The following is a 24,008-nucleotide window of genomic DNA, read 5'->3' on the forward strand; positions in this document are numbered from 1 at the left end:
GTCTGGATTCTGAGCATCCGCCGCAGAATTCAGACAGTCATACTTACCTCTTTATGGAATGAGCGCTACCATAGCGCGATTGAGATGACAGGAGACGTCCATGAGCGAGCAAACCATTCGTTTAACGCAATACAGCCACGGAGCCGGTTGCGGTTGTAAAATTTCCCCGAAAGTGCTGGAGACTATCCTGCACAGTGAACAGGCGAAGTTTGTCGACCCGAACCTGCTTGTCGGTAACGAAACGCGTGACGATGCAGCGGTTTATGACTTAGGTAACGGCACCAGCATTATCAGCACCACTGACTTCTTTATGCCGATTGTTGACAACCCGTTCGACTTCGGGCGCATTGCGGCCACTAACGCCATCAGCGATATCTTCGCGATGGGCGGTAAGCCGATCATGGCGATCGCCATTCTGGGCTGGCCAATAAACACCATTCCACCAGAAGTTGCCCGCGATGTGATTGAGGGCGGTCGCTTTGCCTGTCAGCAGGCGGGTATTGCCCTGGCCGGTGGTCACTCTATCGATGCGCCGGAACCGATCTTCGGCCTGGCCGTTACGGGCGTGGTGCCGACCGAGCGTGTGAAGCGCAACAGTACCGCGCAGGCGGGCTGCAAACTGTTCCTCACCAAGCCGCTGGGCATTGGCGTTCTCACCACAGCCGAGAAAAAATCCCTGCTGAAACCGGAGCATAAAGGTCTGGCGACGGAAGTGATGTGCCAGATGAACCTCGCGGGTGCTGCCTTTGCCAATATTGACGGCGTGAAGGCGATGACCGACGTGACCGGTTTTGGTCTGCTGGGGCACCTGAGTGAGGTCTGCCAGGGCGCTGGCGTGCAGGCGCAGGTCTGGTATCAGGACGTGCCGAAGCTGCCGGGCGTGGAAGAGTACATTGCTCAGGGCGCCGTTCCGGGCGGTACCCAGCGCAACTTCGCCAGCTACGGTCATCTTATGGGCGAAATGCCAGAAGAATGGCGCAACCTGCTGTGCGATCCGCAAACCTCCGGCGGCCTGCTGCTGGCGGTCACGCCGGAATCCGAAGCCGAGGTCCAGGCGACGGCCGCCGAGTTCGGCATTACCCTGACGGCGATCGGCGAGCTGGTGACCGCGCGCGGTGGCCGACCGATGATTGAGATCCGTTAATTCGATGCGGTTGTTTATTGCCGAAAAGCCGAGCCTGGCCCGTGCCATTGCCGATGTGCTGCCTAAGCCGCATCGCAAAGGCGACGGCTTTATCGAATGCGGTAACGGGCAGGTGGTCACCTGGTGTATCGGTCACCTGCTTGAGCAGGCGCAGCCGGACGTCTACGACAGCCGCTACGCCCGCTGGAACCTGAACGATCTGCCCATCGTGCCGGAAAAATGGCGCCTGCAGCCCCGGCCTTCGGTCACCAAACAGCTCAATGTGATCAAGCGCTTCCTGCATGAAGCGGCTGAAATTGTGCATGCGGGTGACCCGGACCGGGAAGGGCAGCTGCTGGTCGATGAAGTGCTGGACTACCTGGAGCTGGCGCCGGAAAAGCGCCAGCAGGTGCAGCGCTGTTTAATTAACGACCTCAACCCGCAGGCCGTCGAGCGGGCAATCTCGCGCCTGCGCGCCAACAGCGAGTTTATTCCGCTGTGCGTTTCCGCGCTGGCGCGTGCGCGTGCGGACTGGCTGTACGGTATCAACATGACCCGCGCGTATACCATTCTTGGGCGTAACGCGGGCTATCAAGGTGTGCTCTCCGTGGGCCGCGTGCAGACGCCGGTGCTGGGGCTGGTGGTACGCCGTGATGAAGAGATTGAAAACTTCGTCGCCAAAGATTTCTTTGAAGTGAAAGCGCATATCGTCACCCCAAAAGACGAGCGCTTTACCGCCGTCTGGCAGCCGAGCGACGCCTGCGAGTCATACCAGGATGAAGAGGGGCGTCTGCTCCATCGTCCGCTGGCCGATCACGTGGTTAATCGCATTACCGGGCAGCCCGCAATCGTCACCAGCTATAACGATAAACGGGAATCAGAACCCGCGCCGCTGCCGTTTTCGCTTTCTGCACTTCAGATTGAGGCGGCCAAAAAGTTTGGCCTGAGCGCGCAGAACGTGCTGGATATCTGCCAGAAGCTCTACGAAACCCATAAGCTCATCACCTATCCGCGTTCGGACAGCCGCTATCTGCCGGAGGAACACTTTGCCGGACGCCACTCGGTGATGAACGCCATCGGCGTGCACGCGCCGGATCTGCTCCCGCAACCGGCGGTAAACCCGGACACGCATAACCGCTGCTGGGATGATAAAAAGGTGGATGCCCACCATGCGATTATCCCAACGGCGCGCGCCAGCAGCGTCAATCTGACCGAGAACGAAGCGAAGGTGTACAACCTGGTTGCCCGTCAGTACCTGATGCAGTTCTGCCCGGACGCGGCGTTCCGCAAATGCGTCATTGAGCTTGAGATCGCCAAAGGCAAGTTTGTCGCCAAAGCGCGTTTCCTCGCGGAAGCGGGCTGGCGCACGCTGCTCGGTAACAAAGAGCGCGACGAGGAGAACGACGGCACGCCGCTGCCGGTGGTCGCTAAAGATGACGAACTGTTGTGCGAGAAGGGCGAGGTGGTTGAGCGTCAGACCCAGCCGCCGCGCCATTTCACCGACGCGACGCTGCTTTCCGCGATGACCGGCATCGCCCGGTTCGTGCAGGATAAAGATCTGAAGAAGATCCTCCGCGCCACTGACGGTTTGGGTACGGAAGCGACGCGTGCAGGGATTATCGAGCTGCTTTTCAAGCGTGGTTTTCTCGAGAAAAAAGGGCGCTATATCCATTCGACAGAGCCGGGCCGGGCACTGATTCATTCGCTGCCGGAGCTGGCCGCGAGGCCGGACATGACGGCGCACTGGGAGTCGATACTGACGCAAATTAGCGAAAAGCAGTGCCGCTATCAGGACTTTATGCAGCCGCTGGTCGGGACGCTTTATCAGCTGATCGATCAGGCGCGCAGCACGCCGGTGAAGACGTTCAGAGGGATGGTGGCTCCCGGCGGTGGGGCGAAGAAACCGTTCAAAAAGAAAAAGAGCGCGGCAGCCTCTTAAACCGTAGGCCGGGTAAGGCGAAGCCGCCACCCGACGAAAAGCCGCTCTGCGGCCTGAAAAAAGCCCGGTGGCGCTAATGCTTACCGGGCCTACAGGGCGAGAACGCAGCGATAGCTTAAATCACACCCTGCCCAATCATCGCATCCGCCACCTTCACAAATCCGGCGATATTCGCCCCATCTCGAGGCTGGCGGTCGCCACGCCTTAAATCGTAGGCCGGGTAAGGCGAAGCCGCCACCCGGCGAAAAGCCGCTCTGCGGCCTGAAAAAAGCCCGGTGGCGCTAACGCTTACCGGGCCTACAGGGCGAGAACGCAGCGATAGCTTAAATCACACCCTGCCCAATCATCGCATCCGCCACCTTCACAAACCCGGCGATATTCGCCCCATCTCGAGGCCGGCGGTCGCCACGCCTTAAACCGTAGGCCGGGTAAGGCGAAGCCGCCACCCGGCGAAAAGCCGCTCTGCGGCCTGAAAAAAGCCCGGTGGCGCTAACGCTTACCGGGCCTACAGGGCGAGAACGCAGCGATAGCTTAAATCACACCCTGCCCAATCATCGCATCCGCCACCTTCACAAACCCGGCGATATTCGCCCCATCTCGAGGCCGGCGGTCGCCACGCCTTAAACCGTAGGCCGGGTAAGGCGAAGCCGCCACCCGACGAAAAGCCGCTCTGCGGCCTGAAAAAAGCCCGGTGGCGCTAATGCTTACCGGGCCTACAGGGCGAGAACGCAGCGATAGCTTAAATCACACCCTGCCCAATCATCGCATCCGCCACCTTCACGAACCCGGCGATATTCGCCCCGCGCACGTAGTTGGTTTGCGATGCTTCACCGCCGTACTCCACGCAGGCATGGTGAATATCCAGCATGATGTGGTGCAGGCGCGCATCCACTTTCTCTGCCTTCCAGCCGAGACGCGCGGCGTTTTGCGCCATCTCCAGGCCGGAGGTCGCTACGCCGCCCGCGTTTGCGGCCTTGCCCGGCGCAAATAGCACGCCCGCGTCAAGGAACAGATCCGTCGCGTCGATGGTGGTCGGCATATTCGCCCCTTCCGCCACCGCTTTCACGCCGTTGCTAATCAACGTACGCGCAGCCTCGACGTCCAGTTCGTTCTGCGTGGCGCACGGCAGGGCGATATCCACCGGCACGCCCCACGGCTGTTTGCCTTCCAGATAGGTCAGGCCAAACTCGCGGGCATAATCCGCCACGCGGCCATCGCGGCTGGCTTTGATTTCACACAGGCGCGCCAGTTTCTCTGCCGTGAAGCCCGCTTCATCCACCACCGTACCGCTGGAGTCAGAGGCGGTTACTACGCGCGCGCCAAACTGCATCGCTTTCTCAATCGCGTACTGCGCCACGTTACCGGAGCCGGACACCGCGACGCGCATCCCTTCAAAACCCAAGCCGTGACGCTTGAGCATGGCCTCGGTGAAGTAAACCAGACCGTATCCGGTCGCTTCCGGGCGGATCAGACTCCCGCCAAACGACAGTCCCTTGCCGGTAAAGACGCAGGCGCTGTTGTTGGAGAGCTTTTTCATCATCCCCGCCATAAAGCCTACTTCTCGCCCGCCGACGCCGATATCACCGGCAGGCACGTCGGTGTCAGGACCAAGATGACGCCAGAGTTCGGTCATCAGCGCCTGGCAGAAGCGCATCACTTCGCCTTCGCTTTTGCCTTTCGGATCGAAATCGCTGCCGCCTTTCCCGCCGCCCATCGGGAGCGTGGTGAGGGCGTTTTTAAAGGTCTGCTCGAAGCCGAGGAACTTCAGAATCGACAGGTTTACGGACGGATGGAAGCGCATGCCGCCCTTAAACGGGCCTATGGCAGAGTTAAACTGTACGCGCCATGCACGATTGACCTGCACCTGATTGCGATCGTCAACCCATGTCACGCGGAACTGAATAACGCGTTCTGGCTCGACAAGGCGTTCAAGCAGAGACATTTGACGGTAGCGCGGATTTTGTTCAAGGAAGGGCCACAGGGTGGTCATGACTTCACGAACGGCCTGCGCGAACTCGCTTTGGTGCGGGTCACGCTGCTGAACATGGGCAAGGAAACTTTCCAGAGAGCGTGTCTGATCCATAGATATAAGAGCCTCTTATATTAATTTATGTATGTTGCTTATGCGATTTGTGTTGTTTTTTTGACTATACCACCCGTACCGCTTTGTGAGGCAAGCAGAAATGTATGCCGAAAGGGAAATTCATGAGAGAGGGTGAGTCATAACTAAAAGCGATGACGAGATAAATTAAAGGTTCTGCTCAGGTTTACCGTTATAGTCAATATCAGGACACAACAGGAAGACAAGTCGATGAACCGTTACGTGATGATCGCGTTATGTTTGATGTTTACCGCTGGTGCCCAGGCGGACCGCATTCGCCCGGATGTGGAAGTGAATGTGCCGCCAGAGGTTTTTAGCTCCAGCGGCCAGCGCGCGCAGCCGTGCAATCAGTGCTGCATTTATCAGGATCAAAACTATTCTGAAGGGGCGGTGGTAAAAGCGGACGGTGTTTTACTGCAGTGCCAGCGTGATGAACGCACCATTAGCACGAATCCGCTGGTCTGGCGTCGCGTAAAAGAATAAAGGCCTCCAGCAGCGGAATATCCGCCGGGGCTAAGTCGTAGGCGAACGCCTCTTCCGGCGTACACCATACCAGCTCGCTGTGGTAGTGCGCCGTGAGCTCTCCACTGAAGACGGGAACATGCCAGGCGTGCAGGTTGATTAACCGCTGCGACACTTCGCGCTGGTGGCTTGCCACGTAGTGCGCAGGCTGAGCCTCAATGCCCAACTCCTCACGCAGTTCGCGGATCAGCGCCTCGGGCTGGGTTTCACCGGCTTCCACCTTCCCGCCTGCCAATTCCCACATTCCCGGCTGGTCGGCATGGGCAGGGCGTTGTGCCAGTAAAATGTTGTCGTCTTTTTCGATAATGGCGGCAACGACATCGAGTGTTTTCAGCATGGTCGTCAATAATTGTTAGCAAAAAAAGACATATTATCGTGCCCTTTCTCAGAGTCCAGCTATCAGGAGAATCAGGTGAAAAAGACCACCACCTGGGTTGCCCCCATCGAATCCCTTCCCGCCAGCCTTAAACCGATTGCCGCCATGCAGAAAAAACATTTTGGCGCGGTGCTTAATCCCACTCGCTGGTGGGGGCGGATGCCGCGTCTGTTCTGGCTGGTGGCGCTGTTTGTCGGTTATCTGGAGCGCCGCAAGGCACGTCTTTCGCCGGTGCTGCGTTCACTGCTGATGACCCGTGTGTCGCAGTTATGTCACTGCGCATTTTGTATTGATGCCAATAGCCTGCGGCTTGCCGAGCGAGCGGGCGCACTGGATAAAGCTCAGGCGGTGAGCCACTGGCGCGAAAGCGATATATTCAGTGACGAGGAATGCGCTGCGCTGGCGTACGCCGAAGCCGTCAGCGCCACGCCGCCTCAGGTGGATGACGTCGTCAAAGCGCAGTTGAAGCGCCACTTTACAGACGACGCGATTACCGAAATGACGGCGTTGATTGCGTTTCAAAACCTCTCGGCACGTTTTAATGCCGCGCTCGACATTCCTGCTCAGGGGCTATGCGCTAGCTTTAAAGAGAATCCCCATGCTTGATAAACATCTGCATCCTCGCCTGAAACCTCTCCTTAACCAGCTCGTGGCCGTGCTGGATAAACCGTTTATTACCCCTGATGGCCTCACGTTAACAGGATTTGCCGTCGGCGTGCTGGCGCTCCCGTTTCTTGCGCTCGGCTGGTATGTTGCTGCGCTGGTCGCTATCGTATTCAACCGCCTTCTGGATGGACTGGACGGTGCGCTGGCGCGCCGAAGAGGATTAACCGATGCGGGCGGGTTTCTGGATATCGCGCTCGATTTTCTGTTCTACGCGCTGGTCCCATTTGGCTTTGCTCTGGCTGCACCCGCCGAGAATGCGCTGGCCGCCGCCTGGCTGTTGTTCGCGTTTATCGGCACCGGCAGCAGTTTTCTGGCGTTTGCGGCACTGGCGGCGAAACACGATATCGACAACCCCGGCTATGCGCACAAGTCGTTTTATTACATCGGTGGGCTAACGGAAGGGACGGAAACCATCGCGCTGTTCTTACTGTGCTGCCTGTTTCCGGCGCACTTTACGCTGTTTGCGTGGATATTCGGCGCGTTGTGCTGGCTGACCACCACAACGCGCATCTGGAGCGGCTATGTGACGCTGAAGTCACTCAACGCTTAGAGGGTACTCTCAGGCCCGCGCTTGCCGGTAGAGACCGGGTTTTGCGGATGACTGCTCCATTCGTACCAGCCGCCGTCATAGACGGCGACGTTCTTCCAGCCCATCGCGCGGGCGTACATAAAGCTTTCTGACGCCCGCCAGCCGGTGCCGCAGTAAAACGCGACGTGCTGCTCAGGCTGGATGTGCCAGGTCTTCCACATAGCGGCTATATCATCGGCGCTGCGCATGGTGCCATCCGGGTTATGGAAATCTTCCATGTGGGTCGCGTCGCTGCCCGCGTGACCCCAGCGCGCTCCGGCAATTTCACCTTTGGGCTTGATGTAGCTGTAGCCGCTGGTTTCACCGATGAACTCCGGCCACGAACGGATGCTGACCAGCGAGGCATCCTGACGGTGCAGCATGCCGCGCGCCTGCTCCATATCCACCATCAGCTGCGGCTGGCCGGGGATCGGTGCACCGAAATCCGGGGCGGGCTTCACGTTTGCGGGCATACCGCGCTCAACCGGCAGGTTGGCCTCTGACCACGCTTTCCAGCCACCGTCGAGAATGCGAACATCCTTCACGCCCGCATACAGCATGATTTGCGCCACGCGCGCGGCGGCGTAAACGTCACGACCATACAGAATAACGGTTGTATCGTGACGGATCCCGTGCTTCGCCAGCACCGCTTTCAGCGCATCGTCAGAGACCTTATTCCACAGCGGCTCGCTTTCCACCTCGTTGGTGTCGATGTAACCCGCGCCGGGGATATGGTTCAGCAGGTAAAACTTCGGTGCGCCCCAGGCGGCTTCAATCACTTTCCAGTCGCCAGCCGGGGCGGCGGCGACCGGTTTGCCTTGTTGCAACTGGTGGATCCACTGAGGGTAGACGAGTTGTTCAAAGTGCGGCAGGCGCTGTAGGCGGTCGGGTGTTTGCAGGGCATCGCTGAGAAGCGACACATGCGCGTATCCGGCCTTCTCCAGACGGGCTTTAACGGCCTGGTTGTCGGCATCGCGACCGTAAAGGGCAAGGGGTGTGGATGGGGTAAGCTGATGCTGTTTTATCCACGCGCCAATCTGCTCGTCGCTCATGGCGCTAAGCCAGGAGGCCGCCAGGTTGAGCGCGGCGGGTTCATGCCCGGAGGGGCCGCTGAGCGTTTGTGGCCAGCCGTTATAGAACGCGCTGGCGCGAGTGTCGATGGCTTTGCCCTGTTGTGCCTGCAGTTCGGCCAGCGTAAGCGAAGAGGACATATCAGCCGCCACGGCGGAGAGTGAGGCGAGGCCGCAAAGCAGGGCCAGCGCGGTCAGTTGAGAAACACGTTTCATCGATAAACCTGACGTCAGTAAAAGAGGGGGGCATTGTCGTCTCTCCCGGATACGAAAACATTGCGTTAGCACATTATTGCCAGCGAGAAATCTCGATCACCTCGCCAGCGGGTGGAATGTCTTCTTCATCATGCGTGACCAGCACCGCTGGAATATTACGTTCCCGGATGACGTCAAACACCCACGCCCGAAACGAGGCGCGAAGCGCTTTATCGAGGCGGCTGAACGGTTCATCAAGCAATAACGCCTGCGGCTCCGCAAGCAGGGCGCGCAGCAGGCTGACCCGGGCGCGTTCTCCGCCGGAAAGCATAGCAGGGTCGCTGGCAGAATGATTTGCCAGCCCGGCAGAACGGAGCGCCTGCTCAACGTGTTCCCGACGCGCCTCGCCTTTAATGCGGGACGGGAGGGCGAGCATCAGGTTTTGCCCGACGCTGAAGTGGTCAAACAGCAGGGCGTCCTGAAAGAGGATCCCTAAACCGCGCGTTTCCACGGGCAAAGTGTCACAGCGGCGTTCATCAAGCCACAGTTCCCCCTGCGCTTTAAAATCAGAAGATAATGCTCCAACCATCCAGGAGAAAAGTGTGGATTTTCCGCTACCGGACGGCCCCATCAGGGTGACTACCTCCCCGCGCGGTACACAAAAATTGACCTGCCGGAAAAGCGGTTCAATGGTGAGATTTTGCACCTTTAACATTAACGTAATCCTCGACGGTAGCGGCCTGCCAGCCTGGATAACAGGGCGGCGATGCTAAAAACGATGCCCGTTACCAGCAGTAACCCCAGCGCGCGGGTAGCCAGGACAGGAACACTTCCTCCACTGCTGAGCGCCACCGTTTCAGTGGTAAGCGTGGCGAAACGTCCGGCCCCTAGCCACAGCGTGGGCATATATTGGGCCATGCTCACCGAAAACCCGGTGGCAAAAGCCAGTAATGCCGGGCGTACCAGTAGCGGGCATTTTACCATCCCAAATATTTTCATCCGTCCCCAGCCAAGCGTTCTGGCGGTGAGGAACAGTCGGGGATCCAGCTTTTGCCAGGCAGGTTGCAGCACCAGCAACGTCCAGGGTAGCACCCACAGCAGGTGCCCCCAGATCACGGCAGCGAACTGCCCGTCAATGCCCAGCGTGAGCGCAATGGCGTATTGCCCGGAGACAAGGGGCAGTGCGGGCAACGCGAGCGGCAGCCAGACCCACAGCGCGCCTCGTCGGGGCCCCCATTCGAGCCAGAGAAAACTCAGCCCAAGCGCCAGCACGCCAGAGAGCAGTCCCAGCGTAAGGCTGGTGATTAACGGGGAAAACGCGGCCTCTTCAGGGCGCGCTAAACCGAGCAGCACGATGGCGCAGAGGATCCCACATCCCGGTAGCCACCAGGCGAGCGATCTTTCCGGTAACGCCAGGGACGCGCGGCGCCTGACGCCGGAGAGGTCCGGCAAGGTGCGTCGCCAGACCTTCCAGATGCCGAAGCCTACTCCGGCCAGCAGAGCCAGAATCAGGAGTAAGAGAAGGCAAACGAGCGCTCCCTGCGCCTGCTGCTGCGCATCCCCCTGGCTGAGCCACTGCCAGGCCAGCACTGCCAGCGTGGGAGGATTACCCGGACCGAGAATAATGGCCACATCCACCACAGACAGCGACCAGGCCAGCACGGCCAGCATCACGGCACCCAGTGCGGGGGCAAGGGTCGGCAGGACCAGCCAGCGCAGGCGCTGAAGGCGTCCGTAACCCAGGGTACGCAAAACCACATCCTTCTGCGCCAGCTGCGCTTCAGGCAGTGCGGCATAGAGTGCCCACAGGACAAACGCGCTCTCTTTGACCGCGAGCGTCAGCCCAAGCCCGATGCCATAGCGATCGAGCTGCGGTGAGCAGAAGGTGCAGACCTGGTAAAACAGCCCTCCTTCAGCAAACAGGAGTAACGCGCTGGTGGCGAAAGCGACGTGGGGCACCGCCAGCATCCAGGGTAGCCGCGAGCACAGGCGACGCCAATGCACGCCGGGCCACAGCAGGGTAATAAAAGCCAGGGCGATTACCAGCGAACCCAGTGTTGCAATCAGCGTTGAGACCAGCGTAGCGGCAAACGCCTGCGGCAACTGGGGATCGTCAGCCAGCGCCTGCCAGCTCTCGAGCGACAGCGCCGGGGTAAACAGCATAGCGACGGCAGGAAGCAGCGGGAGATAAATCACCGCCATTGCCAGCCAGATCGCCCCGCTTAGCGGGTGCCGTAGCGGCGAAGCCATTCCTGCTCCAGCGCGTTAACCCAGGCGGCGTGCGGTTCAGGAAGCACTGCCGGTAACGCTTCTGGCATGTGGCTGAGAAGCTGTTTCGCCTCATCGGCGGGAAGTGTCCCCGCGTCCAGCACGCTCGGGTCACCCCACACGGCCGGGTCGGCTTTGCGGATCTGTGCGTGCGGTGAAAGCAGGAAGTTTGCCACCACTTTCGCCCCCGCACTGGCGCGGGCATTCGCCGGAATGGCGACAAAATGGACGTTACCGATCGTGCCGTTCTTAAACCCGAAGCTATAGCTGTCGGCAGGGAGTTCACCGCTGGCGACCTTTTGCCGGGCATGCGCCGGGTTAAAGGTCAGCGACAGAGCCAGGTTGCCGTTGGCGAGCAGGGCATCCATGCGCGCGGGCGAGGGAGGAAAATCTTGCCCTTTACGCCACAGAAAAGGATGCAGCGTGTCGAGATAGCGCCACAGCGGCGCGGTAACCTGCGGGAAGGTATCATCCGGCGCTTTTTTTAACGCGTCAGGCTGCGTGGTGAGCGTCAGAAGCAGCTGTTCCAGGAACGCGGTGCCGGTAAAGTCAGGCGGGCGCGGATAAGTGACGTTGCCCGGATGCTGCTGCGCCCAGGCCAGCAAAGACTGAGGGCTATCTGGCGGCGCAGGCATGCTTGCTTTACGGGCGATAAAAGTCAGCTGCGCGCCGCCCCACGGCGATTCTGCTCCCTCGGTTGGGATGGCAAAATCCTCCGTAACCGGCTTACGGGTATCAACGTATCGCCAGTTCGGCAACTGCTGTGCCCATCCGGTTTGCAGCAAACCCGCCTCTTTTAGGGTGCGAAAATTTTCCCCGTTAACCCAGAGTAAATCGACCGAGCCGTTGTGGTTTCGCCCTACGGCATGTTCCGTCTGGATGCGTTTTACCGCATCGGCGGCATCCGCCAGACGAACAACCCTGAGGTCTATCGCGTAGTGCGTTTTCATTTCGCCGCTAACCCAGTCCAGATAGCGGTTAACCGCCGGATCGCCACCCCAGGCATTAAACCAGACGGTCTGGCCTTTTGCCTGTTGTTGAAGGGATTGCCAGCTGTCTGCAGAAAAGGCTGGCGTCGCCAGCAGCAGGCTTGTCAGAAACGCGCAAAAACGCACACGGCGCATAATGCCTCACTTTTTGAACGAAGAGGTGTAACGGGAAAAGAGCCAGCGGGTGGCCAGCGGGAATAACCCCAGTAGTGTAAAGGCGAACAGCAGGCCCGGCGACAAAATATCGCGTAGCGATGTCACTCTTCCAAGCTCGCGTCCGGCGTTGAGAAAGACAACCGTTGCAGGCAGCATGGCGACCTGACTTACCCACCAGTAGCGACGCACCGTGATACGGGTCAGCCCCATCAGCAAATTTACCAGGAAAAACGGAAACAGCGGCATCAGGCGAAGGGCAAAAAGGTACCCCGCGCCGTCACGCGCCATCCCGGCATTGACCGTTTTCATCTGTGGCGTAAAACGCCGTTGCACTCCGTCGCGAAGCAGATAACGGCTGGCGAGCATTGCCAGCGTGGCGCCGAGCGTAGACGCAAACGACACCAGCAGTACGCCTTCCCACAAGCTGAAAAGTGCACCACCCAGCAGCGTCAGGATGGCTGCGCCAGGGATCGACAGGGCGCTTATCACGACATAGATGACAAAATAGGTGAGCGCACTTCGCAGGGGGGCCAGTTCGACCTGCGTGAGCAACGTCTGATGGTGCGTTTTTATCACCTCGAGGGATAGCGTACCCGGTGGCAGGAGGATGAGCGCCAGCGCAAAGGCGCCCAGAAGGGCGCACAGGAAAAGTGTTTTTTGAATGTTCACACAGGGTTACAGCTTGAATTTCGCCCATACCGGCGCGTGGTCAGACGGTTTTTCCATGCTACGAATATCGTAGTCAATACCGGTTTCGATGCAGCGTTCGGCCAGCGGCGAGCTGGCCAGCAGCAGGTCGATGCGCAGGCCACGGTTGTCATCAAAGCCCTTTGAGCGATAGTCAAACCACGAGAAGCGATCCTGCGTGTCCGGGTTGGCGGTACGGAAGGTATCCACCAGGCCCCAGTCCAGCAGGCGCTGCATCCACTCGCGCTCTTCCGGCAGGAAGGAACATTTGCCGGTACGCAGCCAGCGTTTGCGGCTGTCTTCACCGATGCCAATATCCAGATCGGTCGGGCTGATGTTCACATCACCCATAATCAGCACCGGATTGTCTTTGTTCAGTTCGGTGGTCAGATAATCCTGCAGATCCTGATAAAACTTGGCTTTGGCCGGGAATTTGGTCGGGTGGTCGCGGCTTTCGCCCTGGGGAAAGTAACCATTGATCACGGTGATGTTCCCCAGCGGGGAAGGCAGCTCCGCCATGATGATGCGGCGTTGTGCTTCTTCGTCATCGCCGGGAAACCCACGGCGCACGGAAACTGGCGTCTCTTTGGTCAACAGCGCAACGCCGTAATGGCCTTTCTGCCCATGATAAAAGACGTTGTAACCGAGTTTCGCCACCTCTTCGAGGGGGAACATGTCGTCGTGAACCTTGGTCTCCTGCAGGCCGATCACATCCGGCTGATGTTGCTCAACAATGGCTTCAAGCTGATGAGGACGGGCGCGCAGGCCGTTGATATTAAAAGAGACAAATTTCATAATCGCTGCCAGTGCAAGGTGAATAGTGCATGGATGGTAGCAGAAATTGTGTCGTCTGTTATCCGCTTCGCCCAATTACTGCGACAGATAATGCCAACGGTGCAATTTTTGCACCATTCTGACGCGCCTTGCCCCCAAACAGAGCGTAAATGGCCAATAAATTTCGCGAGCGATCACAATTCCAGAATTATATTTGGCCTGTGCATACTCTTTCTGATTTTCATGCGGCAAAGCGCCGCCTGTCGTAAAAATATTCACTTTTTATGCAATAACAGTGAATAACTCCATATCGTAACCTGTTGATATTCTGTCCCGCTATCCCGTTTATGCATTTTTATCGCTGGCTGGCACGAAGCGTGCAATCTACATTCACAGTGCAAACACCCAATTATTTAACATTCAAATAACTTTTTATTTACCGGATGAGGTCGCTATGTCTCTGTCAATTACGCGTGAAAATTTCGATGAATGGATGATGCCGGTTTACGCTCCGGCGGCTTTTATTCCGGTACGTGGGGAAGGCTCGCGCCTGTGGGATCAGCAGGGCAAAGAGTATATCGACTTTGCGGGGGGGATTGCGGTGAACGCGCTGGGCCATGCGCACCCGGCGCTGCGTCAGGCGCTGAATGACCAGGCTGCGAAGTTCTGGCATACCGGTAACGGCTTTACCAACGAACCCGCGCTGCGCCTGGCGAAAAAACTGATCGACGCGACCTTTGCCGAAAAAGTCTTTTTCTGTAACTCGGGGGCGGAAGCCAACGAAGCGGCGCTGAAGCTGGCGCGCAAATATGCCCACGACAAATTTGGTACCCATAAGAGCGGGATTGTGGCGTTTAAGAATGCTTTTCACGGGCGCACGCTGTTTACCGTCAGCGCAGGGGGGCAGCCTTCTTACTCTCAGGACTTTGCGCCGCTGCCACCGGATATCCGTCACGCCATCTATAACGATCTGCAGTCCGCCAGCGAGCTGATTGACGACACGACCTGCGCGGTGATCGTCGAGCCAATGCAGGGCGAGGGCGGCGTGCTTCCGGCGCAAAAAGCCTTCCTGCAGGGGCTGCGCGAGCTGTGCGATCGTCATAACGCGGTGCTGATTTTCGATGAAGTGCAGACCGGCGTGGGCCGCACCGGTGAACTGTATGCCTATATGCACTACGGCGTTACCCCGGACGTGCTCTCTACCGCCAAAGCGTTGGGCGGCGGCTTCCCGATTGGGGCAATGCTGACCACCGATAAATTTGCCAGCGTGATGACCGTGGGTACCCATGGCACCACCTACGGCGGCAACCCGCTGGCTACCGCCGTCGCCGGGCAGGTTCTCGACATCATTAACACCCCTGAGGTGCTGAAAGGCGTTAAGCAGCGTCACGACTGGTTTGTTGAGCGTCTGAATGCCATCAACAGCAAATTGGGGCTGTTTAAAGAAATTCGCGGTCTGGGGCTGTTAATCGGCTGCGAACTCACGCCGGAGTTTGCCGGAAAAGCTAAACTTATTTCACAGGAAGCGGCAAAAGTGGGCGTGATGGTGCTGATTGCCGGTGCCAACGTGGTGCGGTTTGCCCCTGCGCTGATCGTCAGCGAAGAAGAGGTGAGAACCGGCTTAGACCGTTTTGCGCTGGCCTGTGAACAGGTGAAATCCGGGGTGTCATCATGATGGTCATCCGTCCCGTTGAGCGCGGCGATCTCGCCGGGCTCATGCAGCTTGCCGGTAAGACAGGAGGCGGGCTGACCTCGCTTCCTGCCGATGAAAAAACGCTGTCGGCGCGCATTGAGCGCGCCCTGCATACCTGGCAGGGGACGTTGCCAAAAAGCGAACAGGGCTATGTGTTCGTGCTGGAAGAGACCGACACGGGCACCGTGGCCGGGATCTGCGCCATTGAAGTGGCCGTCGGGCTTAACGACCCGTGGTACAACTACCGCGTCGGCACCATGGTTCACGCCTCGAAAGAGCTGAACGTCTATAACGCGCTGCCCACGCTGTTTCTCTGTAATGACCACACGGGCGCCAGCGAGCTCTGCACGCTGTTCCTCGACCCGGCGTGGCGCAAAGAGGGCAACGGCTATCTGCTCTCCAAATCGCGCTTTATGTTTATGGCCGCCTTCCGCGATCGCTTTAACGAAAAAGTGGTCGCCGAGATGCGCGGCGTGATTGATGAGACAGGCTACTCACCGTTCTGGGAGAGCCTGGGCGAGCGCTTCTTCTCGATGGAGTTCAGCCGGGCGGATTATCTCTGCGGCACAGGCCAGAAAGCCTTTATTGCCGAACTGATGCCAAAACATCCTATCTATACCCATTTCCTCACCCCGGAAGCGCAGGCTGTGATTGGCGAAGTGCATCCGCAGACCGCGCCCGCCCGCGCGGTGCTCGAGAAAGAGGGGTTCCGCTACCGTAACTACGTCGACATCTTCGACGGCGGCCCAACGCTCGAGTGTGACATCGACCGCGTGCGCGCCATTCGTAAAAGCCGTCTGGTGACGGTCTCCGAAGGACAACCCGCGCCGGGCGAGTGGCCAGCCTGTCTGGTCTCCAACGAAAATTACAATAATTTCCGCGCCATGCTGGTACGTACGGACCCTAAATGTGAGCGTCTGGTACTGACGGCGGCACAGCTGGATGCGTTGAAATGTAACGCGGGCGACACGGTTCGCCTGGTGCGTCTCTGCCCTGAGGAGAAAACAGCATGACTTTATGGATTAACGGTGACTGGGTAACGGGTGAAGGCGACCTGCGGGTAAAAACGAATCCGGTCGGCCAGGCGGTGCTCTGGAAAGGAAATGATGCCAGTGCCGTGCAGGTAGAACAGGCGGGCCAGGCTGCTCGCTGCGCGTTTCCGGCATGGGCAAAACAGCCCTTCGCCGTGCGCCAGGCGATTGTGGAAAAATTTGCCGGGCTGCTGGAGGCGAACAAGACCGAACTGACGCGCATCATTGCGTCCGAAACCAGTAAACCGCGCTGGGAAGCGACCACCGAAGTGAAGGCGATGATCAACAAAATCGCCATTTCGGTGAAGGCCTACCACACCCGCACCGGTGAACAGCATACCGAGATGCCGGACGGCGCGGCCACGCTGCGCCACCGTCCGCACGGCGTGCTGGCGGTATTTGGCCCGTACAACTTCCCGGGGCATCTGCCGAATGGCCATATTGTGCCCGCGCTACTGGCGGGCAATACCGTGATTTTCAAACCGAGTGAACTCACGCCATTAACCGGCGAGGCGGTGGTTAAGCTGTGGGAACAGGCCGGTCTGCCGCCGGGCGTGCTGAACCTGGTGCAGGGCGGGCGCGAAACCGGTCAGGCGCTGAGCGCATTGAGCGATATCGACGGCCTGCTGTTTACCGGCAGCGCCGGGACGGGCTATCAGCTGCACCGCCAGCTGGCAGGGCAGCCGGAGAAAATTCTGGCACTGGAAATGGGCGGCAACAACCCGCTTATTGTCGAAGATCCTGATGATATCGACGCCGCGGTGCACCTGACGATTCAGTCCGCCTTTATTACCGCCGGACAGCGCTGCACCTGCGCCCGCCGCCTGCTGGTCAAGCGGGGCGAGCAGGGAGATACCTTCCTGAAACGTCTGGTAGAGGTGAGCGCACGTCTGGTGCCTGCCGCATGGGATGCCGACCCGCAGCCGTTTATTGGCGGGCTGATTTCCGAACAGGCTGCGCTGAACGTGCTGAAAGCCTGGCAGGAGCACGTCGCACGCGGCGCGAAAACCCTGCTGGAGCCGAAGCAGGTCCAGACAGGTACCTCGCTGCTGACGCCGGGCATTATTGAGATGAGCGGCGCGAGCAACGTGCCGGATGAAGAGGTCTTTGGCCCGCTGCTGTGCGTCTGGCGCTATGACGATTTCGATGCCGCCATTGAAATGGCGAATAACACCCGCTACGGCCTGTCGAGCGGGCTGATTTCGCCGCATCGCGAGAAGTTTGAACAACTGCTGCTGGAAGCGCGCGCCGGGATTGTGAACTGGAATAAACCGCTGACCGGGGCCGCGAGCACTGCGCCGTTCGGCGGCGTGGGGGCGTCAGGCAACCATCGCGCCAGTGCCTGGTATGCCGCGGATTACTGCGCGTGGCCGATGGCGAGCCTGGAAACTCCGGCGCTGACGCTGCCGGAGACGCTCAACCCGGGGCTGGATTTCACGAAGGGAGACGCCCATGAAAGCGCGTGAAGTGAACTTTGACGGGCTGGTGGGGCTGACGCACCACTATGCCGGTCTCTCTTTTGGGAATGAAGCCTCGACGAAGCACCGCTTTCAGGTCTCGAACCCGAAGCTGGCGGCAAAGCAGGGGCTGCTAAAAATGAAGGCGCTGGCGGATGCCGGTTTCCCGCAGGCGGTGATCCCGCCGCAGGAGCGCCCTAACGTGGCTGTCCTGCGTCAGCTCGGTTTTAGCGGTACGGATGAGCAGGTGGTCGAAAAAGCGGGTACGCAGACGCCGCACCTGCTCTCTGCCGCGAGCTCCGCGTCGTCAATGTGGGTGGCAAACGCGGCGACCGTCGCGCCGTCAGCCGATACGCTGGATGGTAAAGTCCATCTGACCGTGGCGAACCTGAATAACAAATTTCACCGCGCCACCGAAGCTGAAACCACCGATCGCGTGTTGCGCGCCATTTTCCAGAATGACGCCCATTTTGAGGTGCATCAGGCCCTGCCGCAGGTGGCGATGTTTGGCGACGAAGGCGCGGCCAACCACAACCGGCTGGGCGGTGATTATGGCGATCCCGCCGTGCAGTTGTTTATCTACGGGCGGGAAGAGGGCGGTCACAACGCGCCAGCGCGCTATCCTGCACGCCAGACGCTGGCGGCGAGCCAGGCGGTTGCCCGGCTGAACCAGGTCAATCCATCCCAGGTGGTTTTTGCCCAGCAAAACCCGCAGGTGATCGACCAGGGCGTATTCCATAACGACGTGATTGCTGTCTCCAACCGTCAGGTACTGTTCTGCCATGAACAGGCGTTTGCGCATCAGGAGAGGCTGCTTGCCACGCTGCATGAGCGCGTACCCGGTTTTACGCCGATTCAGGTACCCACACAGGCGGTGAGCGTGCAAGATGCGGTAGAAACCTACCTCTTCAACAGCCAGCTGCTGAGCCGTGATGATGGCAGCATGACGCTGGTGCTGCCGCAGGAGTCCTGTAACCACCAGGGCGTGTGGCGTTATTTGAGCGAACTGGTGAAAGCCGATAACCCGATTGACGAACTGCGCGTCTTTGACCTGCGTGAAAGCATGGCCAACGGCGGCGGACCAGCCTGTTTACGTCTGCGCGTGGTGTTAACGCAGGACGAAATGCGGGCGGTAAATCCGTCGGTCATGATGAACGATACGCTCTTTACGCAGCTGAACGACTGGGTAGATCGTTACTATCGGGATCGCTTAACCCAGGCCGATCTGGTTGACCCACAGCTTCTGCGCGAAGGACGCGAGGCGCTGGATGCGTTATCGACAATCCTGCAGCTGGGATCGGTTTATCCGTTCCAGCGCTAAGGGGATGATATGGAAAATTTACTGGCGCTGACGCTGGCAGACGAAACGCCCGCACAGAGTGAGGGCGATGGCCCCTCATTCCACTGGCGTTGGCTGGGACGGGGCGTACTTGAATTGACGCCGTTCGCGCAAAGCGACGTATCGCTTCTGCTGTCGAGCGGTATTCACGGCAACGAAACCGCACCCGTTGAGATTGTTGACCTGCTGCTGCGCGCGTTGTACCGGGGAGAGATTAGGCTTACGTGTCGCGTGCTGGTGGTGTTTGGCAATCCGCCAGCGCTGGCGCAAAACAAACGTTACCTGGTGAGTGATATCAACCGGATGTTTGGGGGCCGCTGGTCACAGTTCCCCCCGAGCGATGAAACGGCGCGCGCGCAGTGGCTGGAGAGTGTGGTGACGACGTTTTTTGCCACCGAAGGGGGAACGCGCTGGCACCTCGACCTGCATACGGCTATCCGTGCCTCTTATCATGTGCGTTTTGGCGTACTGCCGCAGCGCAATCAGCCGTGGGATGAAACCTTTCTGAGCTGGCTGGGGGATGCGGGGCTGGAAGCCCTGGTTTTCCATCAGTCTCCGGGCGGCACGTTTACCCATTTTACGTGTGAAAACTTCGGCGCGCTGGCCTGCACGCTGGAGCTGGGAAAAGCGCTGCCTTTTGGGGAAAACGATCTGACGCGCTTTGCTCCGACGCACTCTGCGCTTCGGGCGCTGCTCGGCGGCACCGCACCGGAGCAGGCGAAGGAGCCCGTCGTGCGTTATCGGGTCGTGCAGCAGATCACCCGTCGCAGCGATGCTTTCCTTCTCCATATGGCGGCCCATACGCTGAACTTCACGCCGTTCCGTAAAGGGGTACTGCTGGCAGAAGACGGTGACGAGCGATACGAGGTACAGAGAGCCACAGAGTATGTTTTATTCCCCAATCCGTCAGTGGCATTTGGTCTGCGAGCCGGACTGATGCTGGAAAAAATAGCCTGATCTTTTCCCCTCTTGAAGCGAGAGGGGAAATTATTTTCTTAGCAATGAAGGCGGTTATATCTTTTTTACAGAATATTCCTGGGTAATTGCTTTATTAATACACATCACTTCGTTATACTCCTGTATAATCCCTTTAAAATCAGCTTATTGAATATTTATGTTTCACCTCTCCATGTTTTATCCTTAATTCCTCCACATTTGGCGAAAAATTGTTTTTTACACTTTCATTGTTTTACCGTTGCTCTGACTAATTGACGATAAACCCCGTAAAGTTAATATCGTCAACACGGCATAGCGCCGAAGAATAACTGAAAGTAAGGAAATACATTATGCGTAAGTTAACTGCACTGTTTGTTGCCTCTACCCTGGCTCTGGGCGCTACCAGCATGGCGTTCGCCGCCGATACCGCCACCACGACCGCCGCGCCAACTGAAGGCAAAATGATGATGCATCATAAAGGCAAGCCGGGTATGCACCACGAGATGATGATGTTTAAAGACCTGAATCTGACCGACGCGCAGAAACAGCAGGTTCGTGACATTATGAAAAGCCAGCGTGACCAGATGAAACGTCCTCCGCTGGAAGAGCGCCGCGCGATGCATGACATCATTGCCAGCGACAGCTTCGATAAAGCGAAAGCGGAAGCGCAGATCGACAAAATGGCCGAGCAGCATAAAGCCCGCATGCTTGCCCACATGGAAACCCAGAATAAGATCTACAACATTCTGACCCCGGAACAGAAAAAACAGTTTAATGCCAATTTTGAGAAGCGTCTGACAGAACGTCCGGCGCCGGAAGGTAAAATGCCAGCACCAACCGAATAATCGGTTTACCCTCTTAAGACCGCCGGGATCCTGTTCACATAAGCAAAAACGCTGTGGACAGGACCGGCGGTTTTTTCTTTCTGCCCACCTCTTGCCTGCCACCGCCAGCGCGGTATTCTCCTGTAGTCGCGTCAGAGATTTACTAAGGTTTGCCCACTCTGCTGCCGATAATACGTCTGTAGATTTCCAACGATAATAAACAAGACAGCAATGACAGCAATGTCGTTGCCCTGGCGCAGGTTGCGCCCCTCAGGAGTGGTGATGGAGTTCTTTGATATCCGTAAGATGCCGGTCAGTCTCTGGCGTAATGGCGCTGGCGAAACACGCGAAATATGTTGTTTTCCTCCCGCGACGCGTGATTTTTACTGGCGCGCCAGCATTGCCTCTATAGCCAGCAATGGCGAATTCTCGTCGTTTCCCGGCGTCGACCGGGTGATCACCCTGCTGGAAGGGGGAGAAGTCACGCTGGATGCCGGTCAGGCATTTTTCCATACGCTGAAACATCACCAGCCCTACAGTTTTGCCGGCGATCTGCCGGTAAAAGCGCTGCTGACGGATGGGCAGATGTCGATGGATTTTAATATTATGACGCGGCGGGATTGCTGCCAGGCGAAGGTTCGCGTCGCGGATCGGACCTTCACCACCTATGGCTCCCGCGGCGGCGTGATATTTGTGTTAAGCGGGGCATGGCAGCTTGGTGAAAAATTGCTGACGGCGGATCAGGGAGCCAGTTGGGAGGAGGGCACGCATACCCTCCGGTTGCTGGAATCTACAGGAACGCTGTTGTTCAGTGAAATTACGTGGCTGCCAGGTCATTAAGCGAAATGATCTCGTACTTGCCGGTTAACACGGGTTTACAGAGTATTTTGTAGCCGTCGTGGTCGAACCCGGCGGGGGTACGCAGCAGGGTTGTGGCGTCTTGCAAGGTATCAACGGCGCCCAGCCAAAGCCAGTTGTGAACGATGTGATACTGCGTCATCAATTCACCCACTTCCTTCAGGGCAACGGCGCCCTCCCATGGCCAGCATTTGACGCTGATGGCCGCCAGCCCGGCGAGCAGTCGGGCGTTATGTTCCTCGACGCTCTCTTTCCCACAGCAGGCACCCGCGCAGCGTTTCAGCGCCGAGCGGAAACAGGCGCGACCGCGCGTAGTGCCCTCTAACCCTAAAAGGCTGTAGCAAAGCTGTAAATCGTCGGCGAGCGCCTGCAAAGCCTGCAGTGCCGCACGTTTATTGGCGAACAGGCCATAGAGGTTCGGCTCATGGGAAAAATCTACGTCACGGGCGTACACAACCTGCGGTTTGCCGTTGTTGATCTGCAGGGAACAGAGCTGGCGATTGCGGCGCAGGCGCTTATTGAACAGCGGCTGCTGCTCTTTTATCAATCGGGCTTCCAGCAGCAGCGCGCCCATTTCACCCGCTGTCGGAAACCAGGTGATGCGTCTCGACTGGCGGAGCATGGCGGCTTCATCCGGCGTACGCAGATGGGATAATACACGGCTGCGAATATTCACGCTCTTGCCGATGTAGAGCGGCAGGGTGTCGCTTTCGCCGTGAAAGATGTACACACCCGGCTGTTTAGGCAACGCCTCAAGCCAGGGGCGAAGATGCTCGGGATATTCATAAATTGCCGCCGCTTCAAACTCAAGACGCGGGGCGGATTGACGCCTGCTCACATACTGCTCCATATACTGTTCAGGTATACAGTGTAGCAGGAGTGTGGTGGTTAAAAAAGAGCCGGGTGGCGGCTGCCACTCACCCGGCGATGACGAGCGGCCTGATGCCCTCACCCCACCCCTCTCCCACGGAGAGGGCGCAAACACTAAAAAACGGTAACCTGGGTTACCGTTTTGCTTTTATTTCCAGAAGTCGTCAAACACCGTAATTGGCGTATGGCGCTTGTGCTCGGTTTTCAAATACCAGCCTTCGATAATTTTCGCGGTACCTTCATCCAGCGTTTTGCCTTCCAGATAGTCATCAATGTTGTCATAGGTGACGCCAAGGGCGGCTTCATCCGGCAGGGAAGGGCGATCGTCCTCCAGATCCGCTGTCGGCGCTTTCTTGTACAGATGCTCCGGGCAGCCCAGCGCGGCAAGCAGCTGCTTACCCTGACGCTTGTTCAGACGGAAGATCGGGTTAATGTCGGTGCCGCCATCGCCATATTTGGTGAAGAAACCAGTGATTGCTTCTGCCGCATGGTCGGTACCGACTACGACGCCTTTGGTCATCCCGGCGATGCTGTACTGCGCTTTCATGCGCTCGCGTGCTTTCTCGTTGCCGCGAACAAAATCGCTCAGCTCAATGCCCGCTTCGCGCAGCGCCTGCTCGCTTGCCAGAACCGAGCCCTTAATATTAACGGTGAGCACGCGGTCAGGCTGAATGAAGGCAATCGCATCCTGGCAATCCTGTTCGTCCGCCTGTACGCCATAAGGCAGACGCACGGCGATAAACTGCAGCGTCTCATCGCCCGTCTCTTCGCGAAGCTCTGAGATCGCCATCTGGCAGAGTTTACCGGTCAGAGTTGAGTCCTGCCCGCCACTGATGCCCAGCACCAGGGATTTCAGGAAAGCGTGCTTTTTTAAGTACGATTTTAAAAAATCCACGCTGCGGCGGATCTCATCATTTGCATCTATCGAAGGCTTCGCGCCTAACGCCTGAATAATCTCTTGTTGCAGAGTCATCACGCTCTCCATAAACAGAATGTGTTAACTGTTAAAACTAACCCTTTGGGCGTAAAACGACAAGGATCACAGTTTCGAGTGCGCTAAATTGCGGCACTTTAGCAGCTTATCGTTGTTTTATTAGAATTTTCCGAAATTCGTCTGGCGTAACTCGCAAAGTTGAACAATAGTATTTTTTATCCCATGCTTAGATAACACGCTGATAAACAAGAGGACGGAATATGAACAAGAACGTAGCAGGAATTTTAAGCGCAGCGGCGGTACTGACTATGCTGGCAGGGTGTACGGCTTACGATCGCACCAAGGATCAGTTTACCCAGCCCGTCGTAAAAGACGTCAAAAAAGGGATGACACGTTCGCAGGTTGCCGCAATTGCAGGTAAACCATCTTCTGAAGTCACCATGATTCATGCTAAGGGAACCTGTCAGACCTATATCCTGGGTCAACGTGATGGTAAGGCTGAGACCTACTTTGTCGCCCTGGATGATACCGGTCATGTGATTAACTCCGGTTATCAGACCTGTGCAGAATACGACACCGATCCACAGGCCCCTAAGGCGCAGTAACCGCGCTTGCCTGAGGATGTTAACTAA

23 protein-coding genes are annotated in these 24,008 nt (G+C 58.0%); 13 read left to right on the forward strand and 10 right to left on the reverse strand.

What is annotated here, in order from left to right; all coding sequences use genetic code 11:
* The first annotated feature begins 100 nt into the window (after positions 1-100).
* Both selD and N2K86_RS08885 read left to right on the forward strand, forming a co-directional pair.
* Positions 101-1,144: a selenide, water dikinase SelD gene (gene selD / locus N2K86_RS08880; protein WP_260661199.1), complete on the forward strand. Its 1,044-nt coding sequence runs from the start codon at positions 101-103 to the stop codon at positions 1,142-1,144.
* Positions 1,145-1,148: 4 nt separating this feature from the next.
* On the forward strand, positions 1,149-3,062 hold the full coding sequence (locus N2K86_RS08885; RefSeq protein ID WP_260661200.1) for a DNA topoisomerase III: 1,914 nt from the start codon (positions 1,149-1,151) through the stop codon (positions 3,060-3,062).
* A 739-nt stretch (positions 3,063-3,801) separates the two neighbouring features.
* Here N2K86_RS08885 and gdhA read toward each other — a convergent pair.
* Entirely contained in the window at positions 3,802-5,145 is a 1,344-nt protein-coding gene (gene gdhA, locus N2K86_RS08890) for an NADP-specific glutamate dehydrogenase (protein ID WP_260661201.1), read from the reverse strand.
* A gap of 228 nt (positions 5,146-5,373) precedes the next feature.
* Here gdhA and N2K86_RS08895 point away from each other — a divergent pair, with 228 nt between their 5' ends.
* Positions 5,374-5,646 (forward strand): YnjH family protein, encoded by a 273-nt coding sequence (locus tag N2K86_RS08895; protein WP_260661202.1) that lies wholly within the window; start codon positions 5,374-5,376, stop codon positions 5,644-5,646.
* Here the strand turns inward: N2K86_RS08895 and N2K86_RS08900 are convergent.
* The gene (locus tag N2K86_RS08900; RefSeq protein ID WP_313771642.1) at positions 5,606-6,022 is read right to left on the reverse strand and encodes a pyrimidine (deoxy)nucleoside triphosphate diphosphatase; all 417 of its coding nucleotides are present in this window, start codon (positions 6,020-6,022) and stop codon (positions 5,606-5,608) included. The genes N2K86_RS08895 and N2K86_RS08900 overlap by 41 nt on opposite strands.
* A 75-nt stretch (positions 6,023-6,097) precedes the next feature.
* On the opposite strand from N2K86_RS08900, the gene N2K86_RS08905 reads away from it, so the two are divergent.
* Positions 6,098-6,667: a carboxymuconolactone decarboxylase family protein gene (locus N2K86_RS08905; RefSeq protein WP_260661203.1), complete on the forward strand. Its 570-nt coding sequence runs from the start codon at positions 6,098-6,100 to the stop codon at positions 6,665-6,667.
* Positions 6,660-7,277, forward strand: coding sequence for a CDP-alcohol phosphatidyltransferase family protein (locus N2K86_RS08910; protein WP_260661204.1), 618 nt, complete (start codon positions 6,660-6,662; stop codon positions 7,275-7,277). The genes N2K86_RS08905 and N2K86_RS08910 overlap by 8 nt, the downstream gene beginning before the upstream one ends.
* Here N2K86_RS08910 and N2K86_RS08915 read toward each other — a convergent pair.
* The 6 genes from N2K86_RS08915 to xthA all read right to left on the reverse strand — a co-directional run bounded on the left by N2K86_RS08915 (position 7,274) and on the right by xthA (position 13,455).
* Positions 7,274-8,581, reverse strand: a complete 1,308-nt coding sequence (locus N2K86_RS08915) for a sulfurtransferase (RefSeq protein ID WP_260661205.1) — start codon at positions 8,579-8,581, stop codon at positions 7,274-7,276. The two genes, N2K86_RS08910 and N2K86_RS08915, sit on opposite strands and share 4 nt — an antisense overlap.
* Positions 8,582-8,654: 73 nt before the next feature.
* Positions 8,655-9,275 carry an ATP-binding cassette domain-containing protein gene (locus tag N2K86_RS08920; protein WP_260661206.1) on the reverse strand — a complete coding sequence of 207 codons (621 nt, stop codon included), beginning with the start codon at positions 9,273-9,275 and terminating at the stop codon, positions 8,655-8,657.
* On the reverse strand, positions 9,275-10,810 hold the full coding sequence (locus tag N2K86_RS08925; protein ID WP_260661207.1) for a thiamine ABC transporter permease: 1,536 nt from the start codon (positions 10,808-10,810) through the stop codon (positions 9,275-9,277). Before N2K86_RS08925 ends, N2K86_RS08920 begins: the two co-directional genes overlap by 1 nt.
* Positions 10,783-11,943, reverse strand: coding sequence for an ABC transporter substrate-binding protein (locus N2K86_RS08930; protein WP_260661653.1), 1,161 nt, complete (start codon positions 11,941-11,943; stop codon positions 10,783-10,785). The genes N2K86_RS08925 and N2K86_RS08930 overlap by 28 nt, the downstream gene beginning before the upstream one ends.
* 15 nt (positions 11,944-11,958) lie before the next feature.
* Positions 11,959-12,642: a TVP38/TMEM64 family protein gene (locus N2K86_RS08935; RefSeq protein WP_260661208.1), complete on the reverse strand. Its 684-nt coding sequence runs from the start codon at positions 12,640-12,642 to the stop codon at positions 11,959-11,961.
* Positions 12,643-12,648: 6 nt separating this feature from the next.
* Positions 12,649-13,455 (reverse strand): exodeoxyribonuclease III, encoded by an 807-nt coding sequence (xthA, locus tag N2K86_RS08940; protein ID WP_126543766.1) that lies wholly within the window; start codon positions 13,453-13,455, stop codon positions 12,649-12,651.
* Between the two features lie 433 nt (positions 13,456-13,888).
* On the opposite strand from xthA, the gene astC reads away from it, so the two are divergent.
* The 7 genes from astC (at position 13,889) to ves (ending at position 21,554) form a co-directional block, all read left to right on the forward strand.
* The gene (gene astC / locus N2K86_RS08945; protein WP_260661209.1) at positions 13,889-15,109 is read left to right on the forward strand and encodes a succinylornithine/acetylornithine transaminase; all 1,221 of its coding nucleotides are present in this window, start codon (positions 13,889-13,891) and stop codon (positions 15,107-15,109) included.
* Positions 15,106-16,140 carry an arginine N-succinyltransferase gene (gene astA, locus N2K86_RS08950; protein ID WP_100166975.1) on the forward strand — a complete coding sequence of 345 codons (1,035 nt, stop codon included), beginning with the start codon at positions 15,106-15,108 and terminating at the stop codon, positions 16,138-16,140. Before astC ends, astA begins: the two co-directional genes overlap by 4 nt.
* The gene (gene astD / locus N2K86_RS08955) at positions 16,137-17,624 is read left to right on the forward strand and encodes a succinylglutamate-semialdehyde dehydrogenase (protein WP_260661210.1); all 1,488 of its coding nucleotides are present in this window, start codon (positions 16,137-16,139) and stop codon (positions 17,622-17,624) included. The genes astA and astD overlap by 4 nt, the downstream gene beginning before the upstream one ends.
* A complete protein-coding gene (gene astB, locus N2K86_RS08960; RefSeq protein WP_260661211.1) occupies positions 17,611-18,936 on the forward strand; it encodes an N-succinylarginine dihydrolase in 1,326 nt (441 codons plus the stop codon). Before astD ends, astB begins: the two co-directional genes overlap by 14 nt.
* A gap of 9 nt (positions 18,937-18,945) precedes the next feature.
* Entirely contained in the window at positions 18,946-19,911 is a 966-nt protein-coding gene (astE, locus tag N2K86_RS08965; protein WP_260661212.1) for a succinylglutamate desuccinylase, read from the forward strand.
* Between the two features lie 329 nt (positions 19,912-20,240).
* Positions 20,241-20,735, forward strand: coding sequence for an ATP-independent periplasmic protein-refolding chaperone Spy (gene spy, locus N2K86_RS08970; protein WP_010430133.1), 495 nt, complete (start codon positions 20,241-20,243; stop codon positions 20,733-20,735).
* 261 nt (positions 20,736-20,996) lie between these two features.
* Positions 20,997-21,554, forward strand: coding sequence for an environmental stress-induced protein Ves (gene ves / locus N2K86_RS08975; protein ID WP_108416801.1), 558 nt, complete (start codon positions 20,997-20,999; stop codon positions 21,552-21,554).
* Here the strand turns inward: ves and cho are convergent.
* A complete protein-coding gene (gene cho, locus N2K86_RS08980; RefSeq protein ID WP_260661213.1) occupies positions 21,532-22,410 on the reverse strand; it encodes an excinuclease Cho in 879 nt (292 codons plus the stop codon). The two genes, ves and cho, sit on opposite strands and share 23 nt — an antisense overlap.
* Positions 22,411-22,590: 180 nt before the next feature.
* On the reverse strand, positions 22,591-23,415 hold the full coding sequence (nadE, locus tag N2K86_RS08985) for an ammonia-dependent NAD(+) synthetase (RefSeq protein ID WP_260661214.1): 825 nt from the start codon (positions 23,413-23,415) through the stop codon (positions 22,591-22,593).
* A gap of 221 nt (positions 23,416-23,636) precedes the next feature.
* Here nadE and osmE point away from each other — a divergent pair, with 221 nt between their 5' ends.
* The gene (gene osmE / locus N2K86_RS08990; protein ID WP_010430142.1) at positions 23,637-23,981 is read left to right on the forward strand and encodes an osmotically-inducible lipoprotein OsmE; all 345 of its coding nucleotides are present in this window, start codon (positions 23,637-23,639) and stop codon (positions 23,979-23,981) included.
* Positions 23,982-24,008: the final 27 nt, after the last annotated feature.

It is taken from the genome of Enterobacter mori (assembly GCF_025244905.1).
Taxonomy (GTDB): domain Bacteria; phylum Pseudomonadota; class Gammaproteobacteria; order Enterobacterales; family Enterobacteriaceae; genus Enterobacter; species Enterobacter mori_A.